Source organism: Ruegeria arenilitoris (genome assembly GCF_013030985.1).
Classification (GTDB): domain Bacteria; phylum Pseudomonadota; class Alphaproteobacteria; order Rhodobacterales; family Rhodobacteraceae; genus Ruegeria; species Ruegeria arenilitoris_B.
Genome location: NZ_WPYP01000006.1, coordinates 173799 through 194313, shown reverse-complemented (window position 1 = coordinate 194313; position 20515 = coordinate 173799). Strand labels below are relative to the sequence as shown.

Genomic DNA, 20515 nt, shown 5'->3' with positions numbered 1-20515 from the left:
AGCCATGCAGGACCAGATCGAAACATCGGCCGAGGCGGCAGAAGCGGCGGCATTGCCCAGATGTTACGAGTTTCACGCGAACCCCGACGCTGAGTCCGCGGCCAAGAATCTGCCCGAACCACTGCAAAAACCGGTTCAGACCAAAAGCCCGGCGCAATGGGCTTATGAACGGCTGATCCTTTATATCCAGAATTTCGAAAAGACTCTGACCGGCGATCAGGAGGTCGCCATGGGCTTTACCGGCGGTGATGCCGGGGTGATGCGGATCGAGGGCATGGGCTATTTCGATCCCGATATCATCACCTTCTACGGCTCGGACGCGACCGGCGCGCGGACACAATTGGTGCAGCATGTCAGCCAGCTGAACGTGATGTTGCGCGCCTTGCCCAAATCGGTCGAGGACAAGCCCGCCAACCGCATCGGTTTCCGGCTGGCAAAGGATCTGGAAGAAAGCTGACCGCCTGACTTGCATTTCACGTCTGCGCAGCCTTGAATGAATGCACCGTTCAAGGGGGTGCCGCGTGTCCGATTTCTCAGCCGTTACAAGCGCGTACAAGAAGGCGTGGGCGCGTCGACGCGTCTTTGTGCCGATCTATATCGCGGTGCGCCTGCTGCTGGTCGCCCTGATCGCGCCGGGCGTGGCGATTACCGTCAATCTGGCTGTGTCGCTGTCGAACCAGACCGCGCTGACGGATCAGGCCATCGCTGCCTTCATCTTGTCGCCGGTGGGCTTTGTTGCGGCGATTGCCGTGCTCAGCCTGTTTCTGCTGGCCGAGGTGTTTGTGTTCTCGGTCATGGCCGGTTCGCTTCGGATGGGCGAATCCGACCCATGGCGTGCGGGCAGTTCCGCCATCGGTCTGATCCTGTCGCGACTGCCTGCACTGTTCGGCTTTGCGGTGCGCTTTGTGCTGCGGGTCCTGATTCTGATCCTGCCTTTTGCAGTCGTCGCGGCCGTGATCGCGTGGTGGACGCTGACCGAATATGACATCAACTACTACCTGACCTTCCATCCGCCGTCCTTCTGGATTGCGGTGGTTTTGATCGGGGCCGTGGGTCTGGTCATGGCCTGGGTGCTGATCCGTCGCTTGTCAGCCTGGGCGCTGGGCCTGCACCTGGTCCTGTTCGAAGCCGTTCACCCCGCCCATGCCTTCAACGTCAGCGCCACCCGGATGGAAGGCAAACGCGGGCGCCTAAAGATTGAATTGGCAATCTGGCTGATCCTGCGCCTGATCATCGCGGGCCTGATCGCGTGGGTGGCGGGGCTTCTGTTTGCCATCGTGCCGTTGCAGGGGGCCAGCCATTTGCGCCTGGCGCTGATCTATAGCCTGTTGGTGGCCGGTGTCTGGTCTTTGGCTGGCCTCGTGCTGGCGGCTACGGCGCTGGGCGGGCTGGCGGTGCTGCTGGACGGGTTCTTCGAGATCAGGACCGAGGAACCGCCGCATCCCGAACCCGGCAGCCTGCGTATTCCGCTGTTCGCCATTTTGGGTGCAGCCGCAGTGGCCGTGCTGGTCGGGCTGTGGTTCGGGCAGCACTTGTTGGAACGCATACAGGCCCCGGACCGGGCCGAGGTGATCGGCCACCGCGGCGCTGCCGCCCTGCGGCCCGAAAACACCATGGCTTCGGTATTGAAGGCAATCGAGGACGGGGCCGATTGGGTCGAGATTGACGTACAGGAATCGGCGGATGGTGTAGTGGTCGTCGCCCATGACAGCGATTTCATGAAATTGGCGGGCGTGAACCTCAAGGTCTGGGATGCCACGATGGAGGATATCGCCCAAATCGATATCGGCAGCTGGTTCGGTCCCGAATATGCCGACGAACGCACGCCCACCCTGCGCGAGGTGCTGGAGGCCGCCAAGGGCAAATCCAAGGTCATCATCGAACTGAAATACTATGGCCATGACGTCGATCTGGAAAACCGCGTGGCGGCGATTGTCGAAGACCTGCAGATGCAGGACGACATCGCCACCATGTCGCTGAAATACCCGGCGGTGCAGAAGATTAAAAAACTGCGCCCCGAGTGGCGGGCCGGGGTTCTTGCGGCCACTGCCGTCGGCGATCTGACCGGGCTTGAGGGTGATTTCATCGCCGTTAACGCCGCCATGGCGACGCCGGGGCTGGTGCGCTCGGTCCAAGATGCGGGCAAGGATATCTATGTCTGGACGGTGAACGACCCGCTGCAGATGTCGGCCATGGCCTCGATGGGGGTGGACGGGCTGATCACCGACCGCCCCGCGATGGCCAACGAGGTGCTGCGGCTGCGCGCCGAAATGGGCCCGGCCGAGCGGCTGCTGCTGTGGCTGGCGACCACCTTCGGCATGTCCGTCGACACACAGGCGATGCGCGATGAGAGTCCGTAACCTGGGCGTGGCCCTCGTGCTGGTGGCGTTCCCTGCGGCGGCACAGGATTTCATGCGCAATATCGAGCTGCCCGCCCATCGAGCCCTGATCGCACAGCGCGGGGATGTTGATCCCATCCCGTTCGAAACCGATGGCTGTTCCGGCGGCTTGTCGGCCAGTTGGCGCTTTGTGGCCGAAACTTTCCCTAAGTTCCGCGCGCTTTACGAGGAACACCCGCCGTGGGAATATTGCTGCGTGACCCATGACCGCGCCTATCACAATGCAGGCGGGGCTGTGCAGGCCGAGGACAGCTATGACGCGCGCCTGTCTGCGGATGATGCGCTGCGGGCCTGCGTTAAACAGCACGGAGAAGACAACGCCGTCACCTATGCCGAACGGTATGACATGACGCCCGACCAGATTCGCACGGCGCATTCCGTCACGGCCGAAGCGATGCACGCAGCAGTGCGGCTGGGCGGCGGCCCCTGTTCCGGGCTGCCGTGGCGATGGGGTTTCGGGTATCCTGGCTGTTCGGTGTTCCTGCCTGCGCGCGAATGACGTGGTGACAGGCCCCGAAATTTCGATTATCCAACATCTTAAACACGCGAACTGGGAATCTGTGAACAATGGCTGAATACAAGCACGGCGAAATGGACGTAACCGTCCAGGAAAAAACCTTCCACGGCTTTATCAAGGCCACCACATGGTGCGTGGTTGCTATCGTCTTCCTCTGCCTGTTCCTGGCGGTCTTCGCCTCTTAATCCAACTTTCTTATCCAAAACGGGGCTCACCGTGATCAGGATTTTGCTTGCCTGCCTGCTGGCAGTGACAGTGGCAGGCTGCACCGGCTCGCAGCGACCACAGGCGGATCAATCCGAAATCGTGGCCCGATCCTATCGTGATCCGGGACCTTCCACCTTGACGCTGTATACCATGATCAGCACCCGGACCGGTTCGGGTGCCCATACTTCGTTGATGATCAGCGGCAGCGAGCGGGTGATTTTTGACCCGGCGGGATCGTTCCGGGCCGATGTGGTTCCGATCAAGGATGACGTGCTCTACGGTATCACTCCGAATGTGGAACGCGCCTACCGCAGCAGTCATGCGCGTGAAACGCACTATGCCCGCATCCAGAGGGTTGAGGTTTCCCCACAGCAGGCCGAAATCGCCCTGCAACTGGCCAAACAGATGGGGCCGGTGCCGGGGGCGTACTGCGCCAACTCAACCGCTCGGCTGTTGCAGCAGGTGCCCGGCTTTGAACAGATCGGCACCACTTTCTATCCGGTCAAACTGTCCGAGCAATTTGGCCAGTTGCCGGGGGTGGTCACCACGGAATACCGTGAAAACGACGACGCCGATCTGCAAAAGGGGCTGGCGACGAACAACGCTGTTCTGAACCAGCAGGAAACGGCTTTACCCCAATAAATACAGCAGCCCGTAGAGCGTTCCGGCCCCTGAAAATATGGCCGCCAGCACGTTTTTCGTGATAAGCCCGACAACCAGAGCGACCGCCGCCGCGGCCATTCGGGGTGCGTCCGGCTGTCCTCCGGTTGCGGTGGGCCAGACCACCAGCGGCGCAATCAGCGCCGGCAGGATGGCCACGGCGGTATAACGCAGATGCCGCAGCAACCAGGGCGGCATCGGGCGGTCTCCGACCAGGCCAATGAAGACAAAGCGCAGGGCATAGCTGCCAACGGCGAGCCCGATAATGATGGTCCAGACCGTAACGGGATCAGGTTGGGTCATGCGCCGACCTTTCTGCGCTCGGCGATCAGTTCAGCCTGCGCGCCTGCGACCATTCCGGCGCAACCGGCGATCAACAGGCCCAGATTGTACGGAATACCCACCGTCAGCAGTGAAACGATAATGGCAACCAGCGCGGCGGCGACATGCGGCAGGGTCCGCATCATCGGGCCGATCATGGCCAGAAAGGTGATCGGCAAGGCGAAGTCCAGCGCCCAGCTTTCGGGAATGCGCGTCCCAAGCACCGCACCCAGATAGGTGGCCAGAATCCAAAGCGGCGTAATCGGAGTGACCGAGCCAACGAAATAGGCCATGCGCTGGGGCACGGTCATCTTCGGCTCCTTCTCGAACTGCACGATTGAACAGGCATAGGACTGATCGACCGTCAGATAGGCCGCGCAGGCCCTCTGCCATAGCGGGGCGGCTCCCAGAAACGGTGTCAGCGAGGCCGAGTACATCGCCATCCGCAGGTTCACTGCCAGCGCCGAAATCAGGATGATGGCCGTAGGCGTCTGGTCCTGCAACAGCTGTAACGCCGCGAACTGCGCCGCCCCCGCAAAAACGGTGGACGTGAGCGTCATGGTCTGGATGATATCCAGCCCGGCCTCAGCCGCGAATACGCCGAACAGGGTGCCGAAGGGGACTGCGACAAAAATGAACGGGGTCCCGTCGCGAAAACCCTTCCAATAGTACGACTTGGATGTGGTGTCTGCCATGGCTAAATCCTATGGTGTTGCCCGCAGCACTAACGGTCTTGGGAAAGGGTTGCAATTGGCCACGGAACTGGATCTTTCGGATTACATCATCGCCCCCGACCCGGGCGCGGCCCGCCTGACCCGCGCGGTTGAAGGCGTGGATCAGAATGGCGAGGTCAGCCGGATCTCGGTGGTCGAAGAACGCCCGCTGACGATTTTCCTCAACGCGCAGGAAATCGTGACGGCGATGACCATTGGCGATTACCCGGAATATCTGGCGCTGGGGTTCCTGCGCAATCAGGGTATGCTGCTGGCTGATGATGAAATCACCCGCGTCGATTACGACGATGATCTGGAAACCGTCATCGTCCGCACCGCCCGACAGACGTCCTACGAGGACAAGCTGAAGAAAAAGACCCGCACCAGCGGCTGCGCGGTCGGCACGGTGTTCGGCGATATGATGGAGGGGTTGGAGGACGTGCGCCTGCCACAGGTTCAGGTGCGTACCTCGTGGCTGTATGATCTGGCCGCCAAGATCAATCGCACCCCTTCGCTCTATCTTGAGGCCGGCGCGATTCACGGCACGGTCTTGTGCCGCGAAAACCGACCCCTGGTCTATATGGAGGACGTGGGCCGCCACAACGCGGTCGACAAGATCGCCGGTTGGATGCTGTCCGAGGGCGAGGCGGCTGAGGACAAGATCCTCTACACCACCGGTCGCCTGACATCGGAAATGGTGATCAAGACCGCGATGATGGGCATCCCGGTGCTGGCGTCCCGCTCTGGCTTCACTGCCTGGGGTGTCGAGATCGCCCGCGAGGTCGGCCTGACCCTGATCGGCCGCATGCGCGGACAGCGGTTCGTGTGTCTTTCTGGTGAGAACCGGCTGTTGCGGGACGTGGACCCGTCGACCGTGGCGGTCGAGGACAAGAAACACAGACGAAAGAGCGCAGGATGATTGATGTAGTCGGAGACTTGATTTCTATCGTCGGTGGTCTTGAAAAAACGGTGTTTTCTTCAGTGCTGGTTGTCCTTGCGATATATACAATCAAATTCGAGCATGCAGATAAGCTGGCAATCGACATGGCTCTGGCCGGCTACCCACGGGCAAAACTGGATGAACTCGGTTGGGTTTCATTGACTGAACTGATCGGCACGCAGAGCAATACAAATGACAAAACCAACCGACGGCTGGTGCATAGGCGTATTCTCTTTTGGGGTTTGCCGAAATTGAATGATCTGAATGCGCCGGTTAAATCTGCGGCGCGACGGTACAGGTTAAATACAGTAGTTGCGATTTCTACCGGAACACTGGCTGCCTCGCATTTTTCAGTTTGGCTACCTGCGTTGTTCCTCCTCATTGGTTTAGCGTTTTTTCTACGGACGCCAAAATGGCCTTTGCCGAAGGGTTTGAATGCATGACCAAACCTCTTGGCATCATCCTCGCAGGCGGTCTGGCCACTCGAATGGGTGGCGGCGACAAGGGCCTGTTGCAGATCGGTGGGCAGAGCCTGCTGTCCCATGTAATCGAACGGCTGACCTCGCAGGTGGATGGGCTGGCGCTGAACGCCAATGGTGATCCCGAACGGTTCGCTGATCTGAACCTGCCCGTTCTGCCCGATACGATCGAAGGGTTCGCAGGCCCTCTGGCGGGTGTTCTGGCAGGGCTCGACTGGGCGGCAGAGCAGGGCGCCGACAGTATCGTCACCGCCGCTGCCGACACGCCGTTTTTCCCGCGCGATCTGGTGGCGCGCCTGACGCAGGCCGCCGAGGGGCAAACCCATCCGCTGGTGCTGGCGACCACGCCGCGCACCGGGGATGAGGCGCTGAAATCAGGCGGGGGCAAACGCATCAACCGGCACCCGACATTTGGTCTCTGGCCCGTGGCACTGCGCGATGATCTGCGCGATGCGCTCAACAATGGGCTGCGCAAGGTCGTGTTGTGGACCGACAAACATGACGGGCGTGAGGCCCTGTTCGACGCCGAGCCGTTTGACCCTTTCTTTAACGTCAACACGCCCGACGATCTGGCGCGGGCGGAAAAGCTGTTGGAGCAGGCATGAGGGTCTACGGCGTCACCGGTTGGAAAAACGCGGGCAAAACCGGACTGATGGAGCGGTTGGTGACCGAGATCACCGGCCGCGGTTTCACGGTTTCGACAGTCAAACATGCCCATCACAGCGTTGACGTCGACCAGCCCGGCACCGACAGTTATCGCCATCGCAGCGCTGGGGCGTCCGAGGTGCTGCTGGCCTCGGGCCAGCGCATCGCCATCATGCAGGAACTGCGTGGTGCGCCCGAGCCATCTCTGGATGATCTTCTGGCGCGTTTGTCGCCGGTCGATCTGGTGTTGATCGAGGGGTTCAAACGTGAAGCCCATCCCAAGGTCGAAGCCTTTCGGGCCGAAGCGAAAAACCCTTTGATGGCGCCCGAAAACGCAACCATCCGCGCCGTGGCCAGCGATAAGCCGCAGGCCGTGGATTGCCCAGTATTTGATCTGGATGACACCGCAGCCATCGCGGATTTCATCCTGCAGGAGGTCGGATTATGACCAAACCGAACATCTCTCCGCCGCCTCTGCGCAATGATTGTTTTGCGTTGCCCGCCGGGGTGAACTGGACGCCGGTGGATGACGCGCTGGCCCTGCTGCGCCAGCGATTGACGGTAAGGATGGGTGTCGAAACCCTGCCGTTGGAACAGGCAACCGGGCGCATTCTGGCCGAGGATGTCATCGCCAAGCGCTCAAACCCGCCGCTGCCGAATACGGCGGTGGATGGCTATGGTTTTGCCGGAGCTGCACCCGAGGGCCCGCAGGTGATGCCCCTGCATCCGGGGCGGACGGCGGCGGGTATTCCCTTTGATGGCACGGTGCCCGACGGCCATGCGCTGCGCGTTCTGACCGGCGCGGCCCTGCCTGCGGGGGTGGATACTGTCATTCTTGAGGAAGATGTCACCGTTCAGGACGGCCACATTGCCTTTCACGGCCCCCTGAAACGCGGTGCCAACACACGTCGCGCCGGTGAGGACGTGACCGAGGGTGACCCGGTTCTGCCCGCCGGGCGCAGGCTGACGCCCGCTGATCTGGCCTTGCTGTCTGCAACGGGTCTTGCCGAAGTCTCGGTCCGGGAAACGCTGCGGGTGGCTGTATTGTCGACCGGGGACGAATTGGTCGAACCCGGAGAGCCCGCCGGTCCGGGCCAGATATTCGACGCCAACCGCCCGATGCTGCTGTCGCTGATCGCGCGCATCGGGTTTCAGCCCGTGGATATGGGGCGCGTTTCGGATGACCGTGACGCCCTGCGCGACAGCCTGAACCGGGCGGCAGAGCAGGCGGATGTGATCCTGACCAGCGGCGGCGCGTCGGCGGGGGACGAGGACCACGTCTCGGCCCTGTTGCGGCAGGCAGGTGCGATGCAGGAATGGCGGATCGCGCTGAAACCTGGTCGCCCCTTGGCGTTGGGCATGTGGGACGGAACGCCGGTGTTCGGCCTGCCGGGCAATCCGGTGGCGGCCATGGTCTGCACGCTGATCTTTGCCCGTCCCGCACTGGGCCTGATGGCGGGTGAAGGCTGGCAGGACCCGCAAGGGTTCGATCTGCCCGCCGCGTTCGAGAAACGCAAGAAACCGGGCCGCCGCGAATATTTGCGTGCCCGTGTCCGTGATGGCCGGGCCGAGGTGTTCGCCTCGGAAGGATCGGGCCGGATCAGCGGGCTCAGCTGGGCCGAAGGACTGGTCGAGATCGAGGATGGCGCGCGTCACATCAAGCCGGGCGATATGGTCCGGTTCATCCCTTATGGAAGCTTTGGGTTGTGACTGTCAGGATCGAACGGGGCTTCGCCGAGGCGGAACGGCCAAAGGCCGCAGCCCTGTTCTGGCAGGCTTTTGCAGCCAAGCTGCACAAGGTCATGGGGCCGGACAAAAAGGGGCTTGTTTTCATTGAACATGCCATAAATCCGCAATTTGCCCTGGTTGCGCGGGACAGTTCAAACCAGATGCTGGGGCTGGCCGGTTTCAAAACCATGGATGGTGGGCTGGTCGAGGGCAGCCTGTCCGATATGGCAAAGATCTACGGCTGGTTTGGCGCCACATGGCGCGGTCTGTTGCTGAGCGTTCTGGAGCGCGATCTGCAACCCGGCGTGTCTCAGATGGATGGTATCTTTGTGGCCGCAGAAGCACGCGGGCAGGGGGTCGGAACCGCGCTGCTGTCCGCGATCAAGGATGAGGCCCGCAAATCGGGCATGGCTGAAGTGCAGCTGGATGTGATTGATACAAACCCCCGCGCAAAGGCCCTGTATGAGCGCGAGGGCTTCAGGGTCGTCAGCAAGGAAAAGACCGGTCCGTTTCGGTATCTGTTCGGATTCAGCAGCGCCACGCGCATGAGCTGGGCCGTCCCGGCACCTTAGTCGAACGTCCCGGCCACACGCCCCAGCAGCATGAAAGCCCGCGCCGTGCGGGTTTCGCCAAGGGCGGTCAGGTCGGCATCGCTGGCTTCGGGTTCAAAGGCCACGATCATGTGATCAAAGCGGCGCAGGAAATGGTGCGCGGCATCGCGAAAGATCGGGTCCTGTTTCATCCGTGCAGCCGTCAGCGCCAGCGAGGACCGGTCGCGGATGCCGCCCAGAGCGGCCACCGAACGCCCGCGCGCGCCTTGCGCGAACTGCCGCCAGACCTCGGGTCGGGCCATGTCGGGGCGCAGGTCATCCATATAGATGCCTTCCTGGCTGAGCAGGGTCAGCACATCCTGCGAGGCTTGCACCAGTTGCGCGGTCTTGCGGTCTTTCAACGCCAGACGCAGGGCGTTGAACCCTTCGGTATCATCCTGCGTTTCAGGAAAGTTCAACGCGCGAATGAAGATTTCGGTGCCAAGCGGCGGTGCGATGTCCTCGGCCTGTGTGCCCAGTTCCAGCGTTGTCTGATCACCTGTGCCGGTTGGCGCAGCTGCGCGCGGTGCCTCGGTTCGCTTGGTCGAAAACGTTGCCAGTGCACTTTCGGTCTTTTTTGCGGCCTCGGCGATTTCATCCAGTTTCTTGCTGACCGCCGGTTCGTACGTGCTGGCCGCACGCTGTTGCTGGATGACATAAGTCTGCCGGATCGCGTCGATCGCGGTCTGCAGGCGTTCGCTTTCCTCGCGCATCACGCGGCTGGCGCGCATCGCGGTGGCGGCAACCCAGATCATCGCCACCGGCATGAACACCGCCAGCAGGGTCACAACGAACCCACCGCCCTTCGTCTGGCCGGGCAGCACCAGAAACACCACTGACACCACCAGCCAGATCAGGCTTAGCACAATGGCTGCGATCTCGATCTCGGTCACCGCCGGGCGCGAGGGCTTGTCGTAGATGCCCAGCGAGGTCGGTCGCTCGGTTTCCTGCTCAGGCGTGGGCTCGGACATGGGAACGCTCCGGTCAGGCGTACTCGATGTTCAGAACTTCGTAGGACCGCACGCCGCCAGGGGTGCGTACCTCGACACTATCGCCTTCGTCCTTGCCGATCAGGGCGCGGGCCATGGGGGATTTGATGTTCAGCAGGCCGTTTTCGATATTGGCCTCATACTCACCCACGATCTTCCAAGTCTTTTCCTCGTCAGTGTCCTCATCGACCAGCGTGACCCTGGCGCCGAATTTGATCGCACCGGACAGCTTGGCGGGGTCGATCACATCGGCCAGCGACAGGATACCTTCCAGCTCTTTGATGCGGCCTTCGATAAAGCCCTGCTTTTCGCGCGCCGAATGGTATTCGGCGTTTTCCTTCAGGTCGCCCAGTTCGCGCGCTGTGGCGATGGCTTCGATGATCGCCGGGCGCTCAACGGATTTCAGGTTTTTCAGCTCTGCCTCGAGCGCGGCATTGCCCGCAGGCGTCATTGGAATCTTTTCCATACTCTTGTCGTCCACGCAAAAAGTGATGCGCCCCGCCGCATGGAACCAGCGTCGGGGCGATTTGATGGGTTGGCAAATACCTGACCCAAATGGGGTGTGAAATGCAAGAGGGCATGGTCATGCACCGGGCGGATTACAGCCTAGGCGTAGCTAATCACCTCGAATTCGATGCCATTGTCGTCGTCGAAGTAAAACCGCTTGCCCGGTTCGTAATCGGCGTGGGATTTGGGGGTAAAGCCTGCGTCGATCACTTTCTGCTCGGTGGCGTCGATGTCTTCGACAAGCACACCCACGTGGTTCAGGCCGCCAACGATGTCATAGCTGCTTTCGCCCGACGGTTTCGGATCACTGGGTGCATAGAGCGCCAGATAGGTATGCTTGCTGCCCACATGCACCGTGTATCCGCCCGCGATGGCCGGGCCTTCCCAGCGGGTTTTCCAGCCAAACACCTTATGCATCCACGCGGCCGAGGCCTGCGGGTCGCGGACGGTGAAGTTGGTATGTTCAAGCGTCGCCATCATGGGATCTCCTTTGCGAATTGAGGCTTGTCCTGACTCACCGTAATTTCTAAACCTAACTTTAGGTCAAGGGATTTTTGAGAGGGCGATATGGCAGTATCCGAAGGGTTGGCGATTGGGGCCTTGGCGCAGCGCACCGGGTTGGCGGTTTCCGCCATTCGGTACTACGAGGCGCAGGGGCTGATCGCGCCCTGGCGCAACGCGGGCGGGCAGCGGCGCTATCAGCGCGCCGATATCCGACGGCTGAGTTTCATCATGATTGCCCAGCAATTCGGCCTGACCCTGCCCGAGATTCGCGAGGTGCTGTCGGGTTTGCCGGGGAACCGCACGCCGACGCCGAAAGACTGGCAAAAGATCAGCATCGGGCTGCGGTCCCATCTGGACCAGCGAATCGATACCCTGACGCGGTTGCGGGACAATCTGGATGGCTGCATCGGATGCGGTTGCCTAAGCCTGCCGAAATGCGCCCTTTACAACCCGGATGACCGCGCGAAATCCCATGGTAGCGGTCCCAGATACCTCATGGGGGACGCTCCCGAGGCATAACTGCCGCATTGCAGCAATGTTACGCCGTGTTTTGATTGACCAAGGTCTTTCAGACCATGTAATCAGCCGTGAAACAATATTGCGCAGACCACGCAGTGAAAGCGCCAATTCGGAAAGTTAGCTAAGGAGCCCGCGATGGCCGAGATTGAACGCGAAGCGATGGAATACGATGTGGTGATCGTGGGTGCAGGCCCCGCGGGCTTGTCGGCGGCCATCCGTCTGAAACAGCTGGACGCGGACCTAAACGTCGTTGTTCTGGAAAAGGGTTCGGAAGTGGGCGCGCATATCCTGTCGGGTGCGGTGCTGGACCCCTGCGGCCTGGACGCGCTGATCCCGGACTGGAAGGAAAAAGGCGCGCCGCTGAACGTGCCGGTGCACGAAGACAACTTCTACATGCTGGGTGAGGCCGGTAAAATCCGCATCCCCAACTTCCCGATGCCGCCGCTGATGAACAACCACGGCAACTACATCGTATCGATGGGCAATGTCTGCCGCTGGATGGCTGAACAGGCCGAAGAGATGGGCGTCGAAATCTTCCCCGGCATGGCCTGTTCCGAGCTGGTCTATGGCGACAATGGTGAGGTCAAGGGCGTGGTTGCCGGTGTCTTCGGTCTGGAACCCGATGGGTCCTACGGTCCGGGCACCGAACCGGGCATGGAATTGCACGGCAAATATGTCTTCCTGTCGGAAGGCGTCCGTGGTTCGCTGTCGAAAGAGGTCATCGCAAAGTACGACCTGTCTGCCGGTAAAGAGCCGCAGAAATACGGCGTCGGCATGAAAGAGATCTGGGAGATCGACCCGGCCAAACACAAGGAAGGCACTGTCACCCACACCATGGGCTGGCCTCTGGGCAGCAATGCAGGTGGCGGTTCGTTCATCTATCACCTGGAAAACAATCAGGTCTATGTCGGTTTCGTGGTGCACCTGAACTACAAGAACCCGCACCTGTACCCGTACATGGAGTTCCAGCGCTTCAAGCATCACCCGATGGTGGCCGAGCTGCTGAAAGGCGGCAAGCGCGTAGCCTACGGCGCCCGTGCGATCACCGAGGGCGGCTATCAGTCGATGCCGAAACTGGTTGCACCCGGCGTGGCTCTGCTGGGCTGTTCGGCGGGCATGGTCAACGTGCCGCGCATCAAGGGCAACCACAACGCGATGCTGTCAGGCAAGGCCGCGGCCGAGGCCGCATTCGACGCGATCAAGGCCGACCGTTCGGGCGATGAGCTGACCGCTTACGAGACCGACGTGCACGATGGCCCCATTGGCAGCGACCTGAAAAAGGTGCGCAACGTCAAGCCTCTGTGGTCGAAATACGGCCTGACCGCCAGCCTTGTGCTGGGTGGCATGGACATGTGGACCAACACGCTGGGCTTCTCGCTCTTGGGCACGTTGGGCCACGGCAAGAACGACGCGCTATCGACCGAAGAGGCAAGCAAGCACCAGCCCATCGACTATCCCAAACCCGATGGCACGCTGTCCTTCGACCGTCTGACCAACGTGTCCTTTGCGATGACCAACCATGAGGAAAGCCAGCCCTGCCATCTGAAACTGACCGATCCGGACATCCCGGTGAAGGTCAACCTGCCCAAGTTCGACGAACCGGCGCAGCGCTATTGCCCGGCGGGTGTGTACGAGATGGTCGAGGATGAAGACGGTCCGCGATTCGTGATCAACTTCCAGAACTGCGTCCACTGCAAAACCTGCGACATCAAGGACCCCAGCCAGAACATCACCTGGACCACACCGCAGGGCGGGGATGGCCCGAACTATCCCAACATGTAAGCGAAAATCCGGGCACTGGCAGGGTCGTGAAGGCTCTGCCATTGCCTCTTGCCAGCCAAAGCCCTAGCTTGTTGCGCAGACAAGAATAGCAAGGCAGGATTTTGGTGGTTTCTCTGGTTCGTCGCGCAGCGCTGGCTGTGCTGTTCACCTCGTCTTTTGTTTTTCCGGTACAAGCGGATAATGGGTTCGGCGCCTATCTGGCCGGCCGTCAGGCGATTTACGAGAACGACTATACCGCAGCCGAGAAATACTATGCCCGCGCCCTGAAGGCCGATCCCGAAAATGCGACCCTGTTGGAAAGCGTTGTCGTGGCGCGCCTGTCCCTGGGTGAGGTGCTGCGTGCCCTGCCTGTTGCACAGGCGATCGAGGATATGGGCCTGCCCAGTCAGGCGGCGCGAATGGTGATCACTGCCAATCTGGGGGCCGACGGCAAGCTGGACGAACTGTTGGCTCTGGACCACGAAACACAGGGCGTGGGGCCTCTGGTCGACGGTCTGATGGCGGGCTGGGCCTATATCGGTCAGGGTGCAATGACCCGCGCCATGGAACAATTCGATGAGGTCGCCACGCAGGACGGGCTGCGGGACTTTGCGCTGTACCACAAGGCGCTGGCCCTGGCGTCAGTGGGTGATTTTGAAGGGGCCGAAGAGGTATTTTCGGCGAACAATGGCGCTGTGTCCCGCTTTTCGCGCCGCGCGGCTCTTTCCCGGGCTGAAGTCCTGTCGCAACTGGACCGCCATGACGAGGCGCTGCAGTTTCTGGCAGAGGTCTTTGTCGCTGGCAGTGATCCGTCCATCGAAGGTTATGTCGCGCGTCTGAGCGCCGGTGAAACGCTGCCGTTCACCCATGCGCAATCGGCTCAGGACGGAATGGCCGAAGTGTTCTTTTCCGTCGGCGCCGCGCTCAGCAACGAGGCGGCTGAGAACTACGTCCTGCTGTATGTGCGCATCGCCACCTACCTGCGGCCCGATCACGTGGACGCGATCCTGCTGAGCGCCGAACTGCTGGACGAGCTGGAACAATATGATCTGGCGGTGGACGCCTATCGCAAGGTGCCGCCCAGCAGCAGCGATTACCACGCTGCCGAACTTGGCCGGGCCGAAGTGCTCAGCCGGTGGGGCAAAAAAGATGCAGCCGCCGAAGTGTTGCAGACGCTCGCCAACCAAAGCCCAAACCTGCCCAGCGTGCATGTGGCACTGGCCGATCTGCGGCGCCAGCAAGAGGAATACGCGAGCGCTATTGCGTCTTATGACAGGGCGATTGAGCTGACCGAGAGCGGCGTGGGCGGCAACTGGTTCCTGCATTATGCCCGCGGTATCTCGCATGAGCGGCTGAAGAACTGGGATCAGGCCGAGGCCGATTTCCGCCGTGCCTTGGAGCTGAACCCGGATCAGCCGCAGGTGCTGAACTATCTGGGCTATTCGCTGGTCGAACGGCAGGAAAAGTTGGATGAAGCGCTCGAGATGATCGAACGCGCCGTCGCCGCGCGACCCGACAGCGGCTATATCGTCGACAGTCTGGGCTGGGTCCTGTTCCGACTGGGCCGCTATGACGAAGCGGTCGAGCATATGGAGCGCGCGGTCGAACTGATGCCGGTCGATCCGGTGGTGAATGACCATCTGGGGGACGTCTATTGGGCCGTGGGTCGCGGGCGTGAGGCCGAGTTCCAGTGGAGCCGCGCCCTGTCCTTCATCGACCCGTCAGATACAGATGGCGAGGCCGACCCCGAACGCATCCGCCGCAAGCTGGAAATTGGGCTGGACGCGGTTCTGGCCGAAGAAGGGGCCGAGCCGCTGAAGGTCGCCAATGGCCATTAAGGCCTTCGCGCCCGCCAAGATCAACCTGACCCTGCATGTAACCGGCCAGAGATCGGACGGCTATCACCTGCTGGATTCGCTGGTGGTCTTTGCGGATATCGGCGACACGCTGGCGTTCACACCGGGCTCCGAACTGTCAATGACGGTCACCGGTGAACATGCGGCGGGTGTGCCCACGGACAACCGCAATCTGGTCTGGAAAGCCGCCGAGTCTGCGGGCTGGGCAGGGCATATCGATCTGAACAAAGTGCTGCCTCATGGCGGCGGGATCGGCGGCGGGTCGTCGGACGCTGCAGCGACTCTGCGGATGGTTGCGGATCAAGGGGTGGCTGTCTCGCCGGATGCCGCATTGTCTTTAGGTGCGGATGTTCCGGTGTGCATGTTGGCATCTGGCACGCGGATGCGCGGTATAGGCGAGCGGTTGGACCCGATCACTTTGCCCCCATTGCCCGCCTTGCTAGTTAATCCCGGCGTCGAAGTGCCCACAGGCACGGTGTTCTCGGCTCTGGTCAGCCGTGACAACCCGCCCATGCCGGACGCAATGCCAGCCTTCAACACACCCGAGGACTGTGCCATGTGGTTGCAGGATCAGCGCAATGACCTTGAGCCGCCCACCACCGGGTTGGCCCCGGATGTGGCCAGTGTGCTTGAGGAACTGGCAGATACCAAACAGGCCCTTCTGGCCCGGATGTCAGGCTCAGGTTCGACCTGTTTCGCGCTTTATCCAACGATGAATGACGCGCATTTCGCGGCTTATGAAATCGGCGCGGCCCATCCCAATTGGTGGTGCCGCGCGACGCAGCTTAATTGAGGCGCGAGACCACGTAATCGGCCAGATCGCGCAGCAGGGTGCGGATTTCATGATCGGGCAGGGCGTCCAACGATGCCTTGGCCTTGGCGGCCCATCCGAACGCGTCCGCGCGGGTGGCGTCCAGAGTGCCGTATTTGCCCATAAGGCTTAGCGCGTGGTCCAGATCACCGTCTTCCTGACGGCCCCGGCCGATGGTGCGTTCCCAAAAGGCGTGTTCCTCGGGGGTTGCCTGCGCCACGGCCTTGATCACCGGCAGGGTCAGCTTGCGCTCACGGAAATCGTCACCGACATTCTTGCCGGTGGTTTTGCTATCGCCCTGATAATCCAGCAGATCATCGGCGATCTGGAAGGCAATACCCAGCGCATCGCCATAGTCGTACAGAGCCTTGACCTGCTCCTCGGACGCGCCGGCGATGACGCCGCCGACCTCGGTTGCAGCTGAGAACAGCGCGGCGGTCTTGCCACGCACGACCTGCAGGTAAATCGCCTCATCCGTGCCCAGATCGGTGGCGGCTGTCATTTGCAGCACTTCGCCCTCGGCAATGGTGGCCGAGGCATTGGCCAGAATGTCCAGAACCCGCAGCGATCCGGTCTCGACCATCAGCTGGAAGCTGCGGGAAAACAGGTAATCGCCCACCAGAACGCTTGATTTGTTGTCCCACAACAGGTTCGCCGTAGGCCGTCCGCGCCGCTGGGCGCTTTCGTCCACCACGTCGTCGTGCAGCAGCGTGGCGGTGTGGATGAACTCGACCGTTGCCGCCAGCCGAACATGGTGGTCACCCGGATAGCCGAACAACCGCGCGGCCGCCAGGGTCAGCATCGGACGCAGGCGCTTACCACCGGCCTCAACCAGATGTGCGGTCACTTCGGGAATGCGCGGCGCATGTTCCGAGGCCATGCGCGTGCGGATCAGCTCATTGACCGCGTCCATTTCGCCAGCCAAGATTTCCGCCAGCCGCTCATGCGGTTTTGTGATCGTGTCGATATCCATCACACTCCTGATACAAGGCTCGACTTTCGGCGGTCCTTGCCCTTACATCCATCCCCATGAAAGAACTTTTGCGCAGCACCGATCCAACGATCCTGGCCTTTGCTTCGGCCCTTCTTGAGGGTGAGGATATAGACTGCTTTCAGATGGACGTAAATATGAGCATCCTCGAAGGCGGCATCGGAATCTTCCCCCGTCGCCTGATGGTGCGGGCGGATGACCTGATCCGGGCGGAACGGGTGATGCGCGACAATGACATTCCGCTGGGGCGATGAACCTGTTTCCCGATACAGACCTGACTTGTAACGATTTTCTGAACGGGCATGTGCGCCTGTGGCAGCCGCGTGCGGGCTATCGCGCCGGGGTGGATCCGGTGCTGCTGGCGGCATCAGTTCCGGCGACACGTGGTCACACCGTGCTGGAATTGGGCTGCGGGGCCGGTGCCGCGATCCTGTGTCTGCTGGCCCGCGTGCCGGGGCTGCAGGGGGTTGGGGTAGAGCTGCAGCCTGCTTATGCCGATCTGGCCCGCCGAAATGCAGTCGAAAACGGCGCGTCGCTGGAGGTGATCGAAGCGGACCTGAACGCTCTGCCTGCCGACCTGAAGCAGAGGCAATTCGACCACGTGATCGCCAACCCTCCTTATTACCGCTCCGGGGCGCACAGCCCTGCCGCGGATAAGGGGCGCAGCGTGGCCTTGGGAGAGAAAACACCTCTGACGGACTGGTTCGACGTCGCAGCCAAGCGCCTCGCGCCTCGCGGGTATCTTCACATGATCCAAAAGGCCGACCGGCTGCCCGACATGCTGGCGGGCTGCGCCGGGCGTTTGGGCTCGGTCGAGGTGCTGCCGCTGGCCGCGCGTACTGGTCGCGGTGCCGAACTGGTGATTTTACGCGCCAGAAAGGGCGGTAAGGCGGCGTTTCGGCTGCACGCGCCGCTGATTTTGCATGACGGTGACCGCCACGAAAAAGACGGCGAAAGCTATACGACTCAGGTCTCAGCCGTGTTGCGCGACGGGGCCGCGATCTGCGGCATTTTCGACCGATAGGCAGTAACCAGCCGAATTTGTCGGATTTATGACATTTTCTGTGCGTCTGCAGCGTGACAGGGTGGAAACGATGTGGTCAACTTCTTACGTGAAACTCAGACACCAACAGAGGAGTATCGCCATGAGCGTGAGCGCACACCTGACCGAACTGAAGAAAAAGCACGAATCTCTCGGTCTTGAAGTAGAACAAGCCCAACGCTCGCCTGGCATCGACGATCTCCATATTGCTCAGCTTAAAAAGCAGAAGCTTAGGCTGAAGGAAGAGATCGAGCGACTGTCGAACTAGCGTCTCATACTGGCCCGCGCGGCGATCGCCGCGCCGCCTGCGATGAACACGGCCGCGATCGCCAGACCCCAGGACGGGGCGGCGATCCCGGCCACAACCAAAGCCAGCGTAGACAACAGGGGTGCCGCATAGGACGCCGTGCCCAGCATCTGGATGTCGCCCTGCTTAACCCCGATATCCCAGACATAGAACGCCAGCCCGACCGGTCCCAGCCCAAGTGCCGCGACCGATATCCAGCCGATGGAGTCATCGGGCCACACAGTGTCTTCGACCGCCATATGCAGAAGGCCCGAGGCAACCGCCGCGGCGATGCAGAACACGGCGACGGAACTGGTCGGTGTATCCCCCAGTCGCCGCGACAGGACCGAATAGCCCGACCATGTCAGCGCGCAGAGCAGCGCCAGCCCATAACCCGGCAGGTGATCGGCCTGAAACCCCATGCTGCCGCCCCCTGCAATGATCACAGCCGCCCCGGCAAAGCCAAGGCAGGCACCGATCAGATGTCCGAGGCGCAGGTTCTCACCCGGCAGCAGCCCGGAAAACAGCACGATCAGCAGCGGCCAGAGATAGGCGATCAATCCGGCTTCGGCCGCCGGGGCCATACGCAGGGCTGAGAAATACAGCGCGTGATAGCCAAACAGCCCCGCTGTGCCGAACAAGTATGTTGTCATGGGCACCGTGCGCAGCCGGCGCAGTCCACCATTGGCCCCGGTCCAGATCAAGCCCAGCGTGCCGCCGATCGAAAAGCAGATGGTGTTCAGCAGCAAGGGCGGGGTCGGAGACGATCCAACGGTGAACAGGGCCAGCAGGGACCACAGCAAAACGGCGATAAACCCGATGGCAGTTGCGTGCGTTCTGGTCATGGGGATGGGATGTCTTCGACCGGGATGATCTTGAATTCGTCCGAGATATGCGCGGTTTTCTCGATCTCGGCAACGAACCAATCCCGAAAGGCTGCGATCTGCGGACGGTTTTCGGCACCGGGCAGGCACAGAAAGCGGAACCGCCCGCGGGTCTCGATGGCGACCTTGAAGGGGGCAACCAGCCGCCCCTCGGTCATGTCCTTCAGGATCATGGCGCGGCGGCCCAGCACCACGCCAACACCCGCAACGGCGGCATCGATCGCGTGATCGGCGTTCGAGAACCGCGCGCCATGCTCGGGCGTGAAATCTATCCCCACGGCCCGGAACCAGGTGGGCCAGTCACAACGAGGCCGCAGAAACGCAATCGAGTCGTCGTGGATCAGCGGCGCGTCCTTCAGGCTTTCGACGGTCGGAAACTGTTCGGCCAGTTCGGGGGTCATAACCGGGGTCAGCCATTCTTTGCGGACGGGGACGGAATACACCCCCTCATCCGGGCCATAGCCAAAGCGGATGGCCACATCCACATCGTCGCGTTCCAGATCCACGATCCGCAGGGTGGCTGAAAACTTCAGGTCAATCTCGGGATGCGACCGAGCAAAGTCATAGAGCCGCGGCGCCAGCCATTTGGCCGTCAGCGCAGGGCCTGCGGTCACCGTCAGGCTGGTGTCGTCGCCCTGCCGCCGGGTTGCCTGCCACGCGGCCTGCAGCGTGGCAAACCCCTCGGCCGCACCGGGGGCGAGGGCGCGCCCGGCCTCTGTCAGTTCTACCGCGCGGTTCAGGCGTCGAAACAGGGGGCGGCCCAGATGTTCCTCAAGGGATTTGATCTGAAAGGACAGCGCCGCCGGCGTGACATGCAATTCGTCAGCCGCCTTGGCGAAGGACATGTTTCGCGCGGCGGCATCAAAGGCCCGCAAGGCAGTCAGAGGGGGAAGGGGTATGCTCATCGTGTCAAAAAATTCTTAACTGAAGTCTGTAGAAACCTCGTTTGTCAGCTTTAAATGTAAGGCGCATATTTAGTTCAAGTCAAACAGAGTTGAACTGAAAGGAAGACTGCCATGATTGAGGTCACCACGAACCCGGCCACTGCCCGCGCCTTTCAGCGCGCACATCTGGAACGGTCCCGCGCAATCAACAACGCCCTGAAATGGCTGTTCGGTTCCCGCTGAGCGCAGCGCGCGCGTTCTTACGGGATAAAAAAGGGCCGG

Annotated in this window: 26 protein-coding genes; 18 read left to right on the top strand and 8 right to left on the bottom strand. The window is 61.5% G+C overall.

From position 1 onward, the window contains the following. Positions 1-4 precede the first annotated feature (4 nt). The 5 genes from GOX88_RS13875 (at position 5) to GOX88_RS13855 (ending at position 3765) form a co-directional block, all read left to right on the top strand. Positions 5-457 (top strand): DUF6173 family protein, encoded by a 453-nt coding sequence (locus GOX88_RS13875; RefSeq protein ID WP_170402847.1) that lies wholly within the window; start codon positions 5-7, stop codon positions 455-457. Between the two features lie 64 nt (positions 458-521). Next, entirely contained in the window at positions 522-2360 is a 1839-nt protein-coding gene (locus GOX88_RS23760) for a glycerophosphodiester phosphodiesterase family protein (protein ID WP_170402844.1), read from the top strand. Continuing rightward, complete coding sequence (locus tag GOX88_RS13865) at positions 2347-2898, top strand: hypothetical protein (RefSeq protein ID WP_170402841.1); 552 nt, start codon at positions 2347-2349, stop codon at positions 2896-2898. The genes GOX88_RS23760 and GOX88_RS13865 overlap by 14 nt, the downstream gene beginning before the upstream one ends. A 68-nt stretch (positions 2899-2966) precedes the next feature. Beyond that, entirely contained in the window at positions 2967-3101 is a 135-nt protein-coding gene (locus tag GOX88_RS13860; RefSeq protein ID WP_170402838.1) for an aa3-type cytochrome c oxidase subunit IV, read from the top strand. Between the two features lie 31 nt (positions 3102-3132). Then, complete coding sequence (locus GOX88_RS13855; RefSeq protein ID WP_170402836.1) at positions 3133-3765, top strand: hypothetical protein; 633 nt, start codon at positions 3133-3135, stop codon at positions 3763-3765. Here the strand turns inward: GOX88_RS13855 and GOX88_RS13850 are convergent. Both GOX88_RS13850 and GOX88_RS13845 read right to left on the bottom strand, forming a co-directional pair. Beyond that, positions 3754-4086 carry an AzlD domain-containing protein gene (locus tag GOX88_RS13850; RefSeq protein ID WP_170402833.1) on the bottom strand — a complete coding sequence of 111 codons (333 nt, stop codon included), beginning with the start codon at positions 4084-4086 and terminating at the stop codon, positions 3754-3756. The two genes, GOX88_RS13855 and GOX88_RS13850, sit on opposite strands and share 12 nt — an antisense overlap. Beyond that, on the bottom strand, positions 4083-4799 hold the full coding sequence (locus tag GOX88_RS13845) for an AzlC family ABC transporter permease (RefSeq protein ID WP_170402830.1): 717 nt from the start codon (positions 4797-4799) through the stop codon (positions 4083-4085). The genes GOX88_RS13850 and GOX88_RS13845 overlap by 4 nt, the downstream gene beginning before the upstream one ends. On the opposite strand from GOX88_RS13845, the gene GOX88_RS13840 reads away from it, so the two are divergent. Genes GOX88_RS13840 through GOX88_RS13815 form a run of 6 tightly spaced genes read left to right on the top strand, consistent with a single transcriptional unit; the run spans position 4798 to position 9181 of the window. Then, positions 4798-5736 carry a formate dehydrogenase accessory sulfurtransferase FdhD gene (locus GOX88_RS13840; RefSeq protein WP_254436229.1) on the top strand — a complete coding sequence of 313 codons (939 nt, stop codon included), beginning with the start codon at positions 4798-4800 and terminating at the stop codon, positions 5734-5736. The two genes, GOX88_RS13845 and GOX88_RS13840, sit on opposite strands and share 2 nt — an antisense overlap. Then, complete coding sequence (locus tag GOX88_RS13835) at positions 5733-6200, top strand: hypothetical protein (RefSeq protein ID WP_170402822.1); 468 nt, start codon at positions 5733-5735, stop codon at positions 6198-6200. The genes GOX88_RS13840 and GOX88_RS13835 overlap by 4 nt, the downstream gene beginning before the upstream one ends. Then, the gene (gene mobA, locus GOX88_RS13830) at positions 6197-6841 is read left to right on the top strand and encodes a molybdenum cofactor guanylyltransferase MobA (protein ID WP_170402819.1); all 645 of its coding nucleotides are present in this window, start codon (positions 6197-6199) and stop codon (positions 6839-6841) included. The genes GOX88_RS13835 and mobA overlap by 4 nt, the downstream gene beginning before the upstream one ends. Next, entirely contained in the window at positions 6838-7329 is a 492-nt protein-coding gene (gene mobB, locus GOX88_RS13825) for a molybdopterin-guanine dinucleotide biosynthesis protein B (protein ID WP_170402817.1), read from the top strand. The genes mobA and mobB overlap by 4 nt, the downstream gene beginning before the upstream one ends. Next, positions 7326-8591 carry a molybdopterin-binding protein gene (locus GOX88_RS13820; RefSeq protein ID WP_170402814.1) on the top strand — a complete coding sequence of 422 codons (1266 nt, stop codon included), beginning with the start codon at positions 7326-7328 and terminating at the stop codon, positions 8589-8591. The genes mobB and GOX88_RS13820 overlap by 4 nt, the downstream gene beginning before the upstream one ends. Continuing rightward, the gene (locus tag GOX88_RS13815) at positions 8588-9181 is read left to right on the top strand and encodes a GNAT family N-acetyltransferase (protein ID WP_367648075.1); all 594 of its coding nucleotides are present in this window, start codon (positions 8588-8590) and stop codon (positions 9179-9181) included. Before GOX88_RS13820 ends, GOX88_RS13815 begins: the two co-directional genes overlap by 4 nt. On the opposite strand, the gene GOX88_RS13810 is transcribed toward GOX88_RS13815, so the two are convergent. The 3 genes from GOX88_RS13810 to GOX88_RS13800 form a co-directional block, all read right to left on the bottom strand. After that, positions 9178-10170: a hypothetical protein gene (locus GOX88_RS13810; protein WP_170402811.1), complete on the bottom strand. Its 993-nt coding sequence runs from the start codon at positions 10168-10170 to the stop codon at positions 9178-9180. The two genes, GOX88_RS13815 and GOX88_RS13810, sit on opposite strands and share 4 nt — an antisense overlap. A 13-nt stretch (positions 10171-10183) precedes the next feature. Further along, complete coding sequence (gene greA, locus GOX88_RS13805; RefSeq protein ID WP_170402809.1) at positions 10184-10654, bottom strand: transcription elongation factor GreA; 471 nt, start codon at positions 10652-10654, stop codon at positions 10184-10186. A 140-nt stretch (positions 10655-10794) separates the two neighbouring features. Beyond that, complete coding sequence (locus GOX88_RS13800) at positions 10795-11175, bottom strand: VOC family protein (RefSeq protein ID WP_170402806.1); 381 nt, start codon at positions 11173-11175, stop codon at positions 10795-10797. An 87-nt stretch (positions 11176-11262) separates the two neighbouring features. On the opposite strand from GOX88_RS13800, the gene soxR reads away from it, so the two are divergent. The 4 genes from soxR (at position 11263) to GOX88_RS13780 (ending at position 16128) form a co-directional block, all read left to right on the top strand. Then, the gene (soxR, locus tag GOX88_RS13795; protein ID WP_170402803.1) at positions 11263-11718 is read left to right on the top strand and encodes a redox-sensitive transcriptional activator SoxR; all 456 of its coding nucleotides are present in this window, start codon (positions 11263-11265) and stop codon (positions 11716-11718) included. Positions 11719-11853: 135 nt separating this feature from the next. Beyond that, the gene (locus GOX88_RS13790; RefSeq protein WP_170402800.1) at positions 11854-13500 is read left to right on the top strand and encodes an electron transfer flavoprotein-ubiquinone oxidoreductase; all 1647 of its coding nucleotides are present in this window, start codon (positions 11854-11856) and stop codon (positions 13498-13500) included. 101 nt (positions 13501-13601) lie between these two features. After that, entirely contained in the window at positions 13602-15317 is a 1716-nt protein-coding gene (locus GOX88_RS13785; RefSeq protein WP_174826123.1) for a tetratricopeptide repeat protein, read from the top strand. Next, positions 15307-16128: a 4-(cytidine 5'-diphospho)-2-C-methyl-D-erythritol kinase gene (locus GOX88_RS13780; RefSeq protein ID WP_170402793.1), complete on the top strand. Its 822-nt coding sequence runs from the start codon at positions 15307-15309 to the stop codon at positions 16126-16128. The genes GOX88_RS13785 and GOX88_RS13780 overlap by 11 nt, the downstream gene beginning before the upstream one ends. On the opposite strand, the gene GOX88_RS13775 is transcribed toward GOX88_RS13780, so the two are convergent. Beyond that, entirely contained in the window at positions 16121-17119 is a 999-nt protein-coding gene (locus tag GOX88_RS13775; protein ID WP_170402790.1) for a polyprenyl synthetase family protein, read from the bottom strand. The two genes, GOX88_RS13780 and GOX88_RS13775, sit on opposite strands and share 8 nt — an antisense overlap. A 56-nt stretch (positions 17120-17175) precedes the next feature. On the opposite strand from GOX88_RS13775, the gene GOX88_RS13770 reads away from it, so the two are divergent. The 3 genes from GOX88_RS13770 to GOX88_RS13760 all read left to right on the top strand — a co-directional run bounded on the left by GOX88_RS13770 (position 17176) and on the right by GOX88_RS13760 (position 18447). Beyond that, positions 17176-17391 (top strand): putative signal transducing protein, encoded by a 216-nt coding sequence (locus GOX88_RS13770; protein WP_170327214.1) that lies wholly within the window; start codon positions 17176-17178, stop codon positions 17389-17391. Then, positions 17388-18161: a tRNA1(Val) (adenine(37)-N6)-methyltransferase gene (locus GOX88_RS13765; protein WP_170402787.1), complete on the top strand. Its 774-nt coding sequence runs from the start codon at positions 17388-17390 to the stop codon at positions 18159-18161. The genes GOX88_RS13770 and GOX88_RS13765 overlap by 4 nt, the downstream gene beginning before the upstream one ends. A 121-nt stretch (positions 18162-18282) precedes the next feature. After that, complete coding sequence (locus tag GOX88_RS13760) at positions 18283-18447, top strand: YdcH family protein (RefSeq protein ID WP_170327212.1); 165 nt, start codon at positions 18283-18285, stop codon at positions 18445-18447. Here GOX88_RS13760 and yddG read toward each other — a convergent pair. After that, positions 18444-19310 carry an aromatic amino acid exporter YddG gene (yddG, locus tag GOX88_RS13755; protein ID WP_170402784.1) on the bottom strand — a complete coding sequence of 289 codons (867 nt, stop codon included), beginning with the start codon at positions 19308-19310 and terminating at the stop codon, positions 18444-18446. The genes GOX88_RS13760 and yddG overlap by 4 nt on opposite strands. Further along, the gene (locus GOX88_RS13750; protein ID WP_170402782.1) at positions 19307-20254 is read right to left on the bottom strand and encodes a transcriptional regulator GcvA; all 948 of its coding nucleotides are present in this window, start codon (positions 20252-20254) and stop codon (positions 19307-19309) included. Before GOX88_RS13750 ends, yddG begins: the two co-directional genes overlap by 4 nt. Positions 20255-20515 lie beyond the last annotated feature (261 nt).

Excerpts from the sequence above, each read along its gene's own strand:
- GOX88_RS13875 (WP_170402847.1), top strand. The coding sequence starts at position 5 with ATGCAGGACCAGATCGAAACATCGGCCGAGGCGGCAGAAGCGGCGGCA.
- GOX88_RS13865 (WP_170402841.1), top strand. The coding sequence starts at position 2,347 with ATGAGAGTCCGTAACCTGGGCGTGGCCCTCGTGCTGGTGGCGTTCCCT.
- GOX88_RS13860 (WP_170402838.1), top strand. The coding sequence starts at position 2,967 with ATGGCTGAATACAAGCACGGCGAAATGGACGTAACCGTCCAGGAAAAA.
- GOX88_RS13850 (WP_170402833.1), bottom strand. The coding sequence starts at position 4,086 with ATGACCCAACCTGATCCCGTTACGGTCTGGACCATCATTATCGGGCTC.
- GOX88_RS13840 (WP_254436229.1), top strand. The coding sequence starts at position 4,798 with ATGGCTAAATCCTATGGTGTTGCCCGCAGCACTAACGGTCTTGGGAAA.
- GOX88_RS13845 (WP_170402830.1), bottom strand. The coding sequence starts at position 4,799 with ATGGCAGACACCACATCCAAGTCGTACTATTGGAAGGGTTTTCGCGAC.
- GOX88_RS13835 (WP_170402822.1), top strand. The coding sequence starts at position 5,733 with ATGATTGATGTAGTCGGAGACTTGATTTCTATCGTCGGTGGTCTTGAA.
- mobA (WP_170402819.1), top strand. The coding sequence starts at position 6,197 with ATGACCAAACCTCTTGGCATCATCCTCGCAGGCGGTCTGGCCACTCGA.
- mobB (WP_170402817.1), top strand. The coding sequence starts at position 6,838 with ATGAGGGTCTACGGCGTCACCGGTTGGAAAAACGCGGGCAAAACCGGA.
- GOX88_RS13820 (WP_170402814.1), top strand. The coding sequence starts at position 7,326 with ATGACCAAACCGAACATCTCTCCGCCGCCTCTGCGCAATGATTGTTTT.
- GOX88_RS13810 (WP_170402811.1), bottom strand. The coding sequence starts at position 10,170 with ATGTCCGAGCCCACGCCTGAGCAGGAAACCGAGCGACCGACCTCGCTG.
- greA (WP_170402809.1), bottom strand. The coding sequence starts at position 10,654 with ATGGAAAAGATTCCAATGACGCCTGCGGGCAATGCCGCGCTCGAGGCA.
- GOX88_RS13800 (WP_170402806.1), bottom strand. The coding sequence starts at position 11,175 with ATGATGGCGACGCTTGAACATACCAACTTCACCGTCCGCGACCCGCAG.
- soxR (WP_170402803.1), top strand. The coding sequence starts at position 11,263 with ATGGCAGTATCCGAAGGGTTGGCGATTGGGGCCTTGGCGCAGCGCACC.
- GOX88_RS13790 (WP_170402800.1), top strand. The coding sequence starts at position 11,854 with ATGGCCGAGATTGAACGCGAAGCGATGGAATACGATGTGGTGATCGTG.
- GOX88_RS13780 (WP_170402793.1), top strand. The coding sequence starts at position 15,307 with ATGGCCATTAAGGCCTTCGCGCCCGCCAAGATCAACCTGACCCTGCAT.
- GOX88_RS13775 (WP_170402790.1), bottom strand. The coding sequence starts at position 17,119 with ATGGATATCGACACGATCACAAAACCGCATGAGCGGCTGGCGGAAATC.
- GOX88_RS13770 (WP_170327214.1), top strand. The coding sequence starts at position 17,176 with ATGAAAGAACTTTTGCGCAGCACCGATCCAACGATCCTGGCCTTTGCT.
- GOX88_RS13765 (WP_170402787.1), top strand. The coding sequence starts at position 17,388 with ATGAACCTGTTTCCCGATACAGACCTGACTTGTAACGATTTTCTGAAC.
- GOX88_RS13760 (WP_170327212.1), top strand. The coding sequence starts at position 18,283 with ATGAGCGTGAGCGCACACCTGACCGAACTGAAGAAAAAGCACGAATCT.
- yddG (WP_170402784.1), bottom strand. The coding sequence starts at position 19,310 with ATGACCAGAACGCACGCAACTGCCATCGGGTTTATCGCCGTTTTGCTG.
- GOX88_RS13750 (WP_170402782.1), bottom strand. The coding sequence starts at position 20,254 with ATGAGCATACCCCTTCCCCCTCTGACTGCCTTGCGGGCCTTTGATGCC.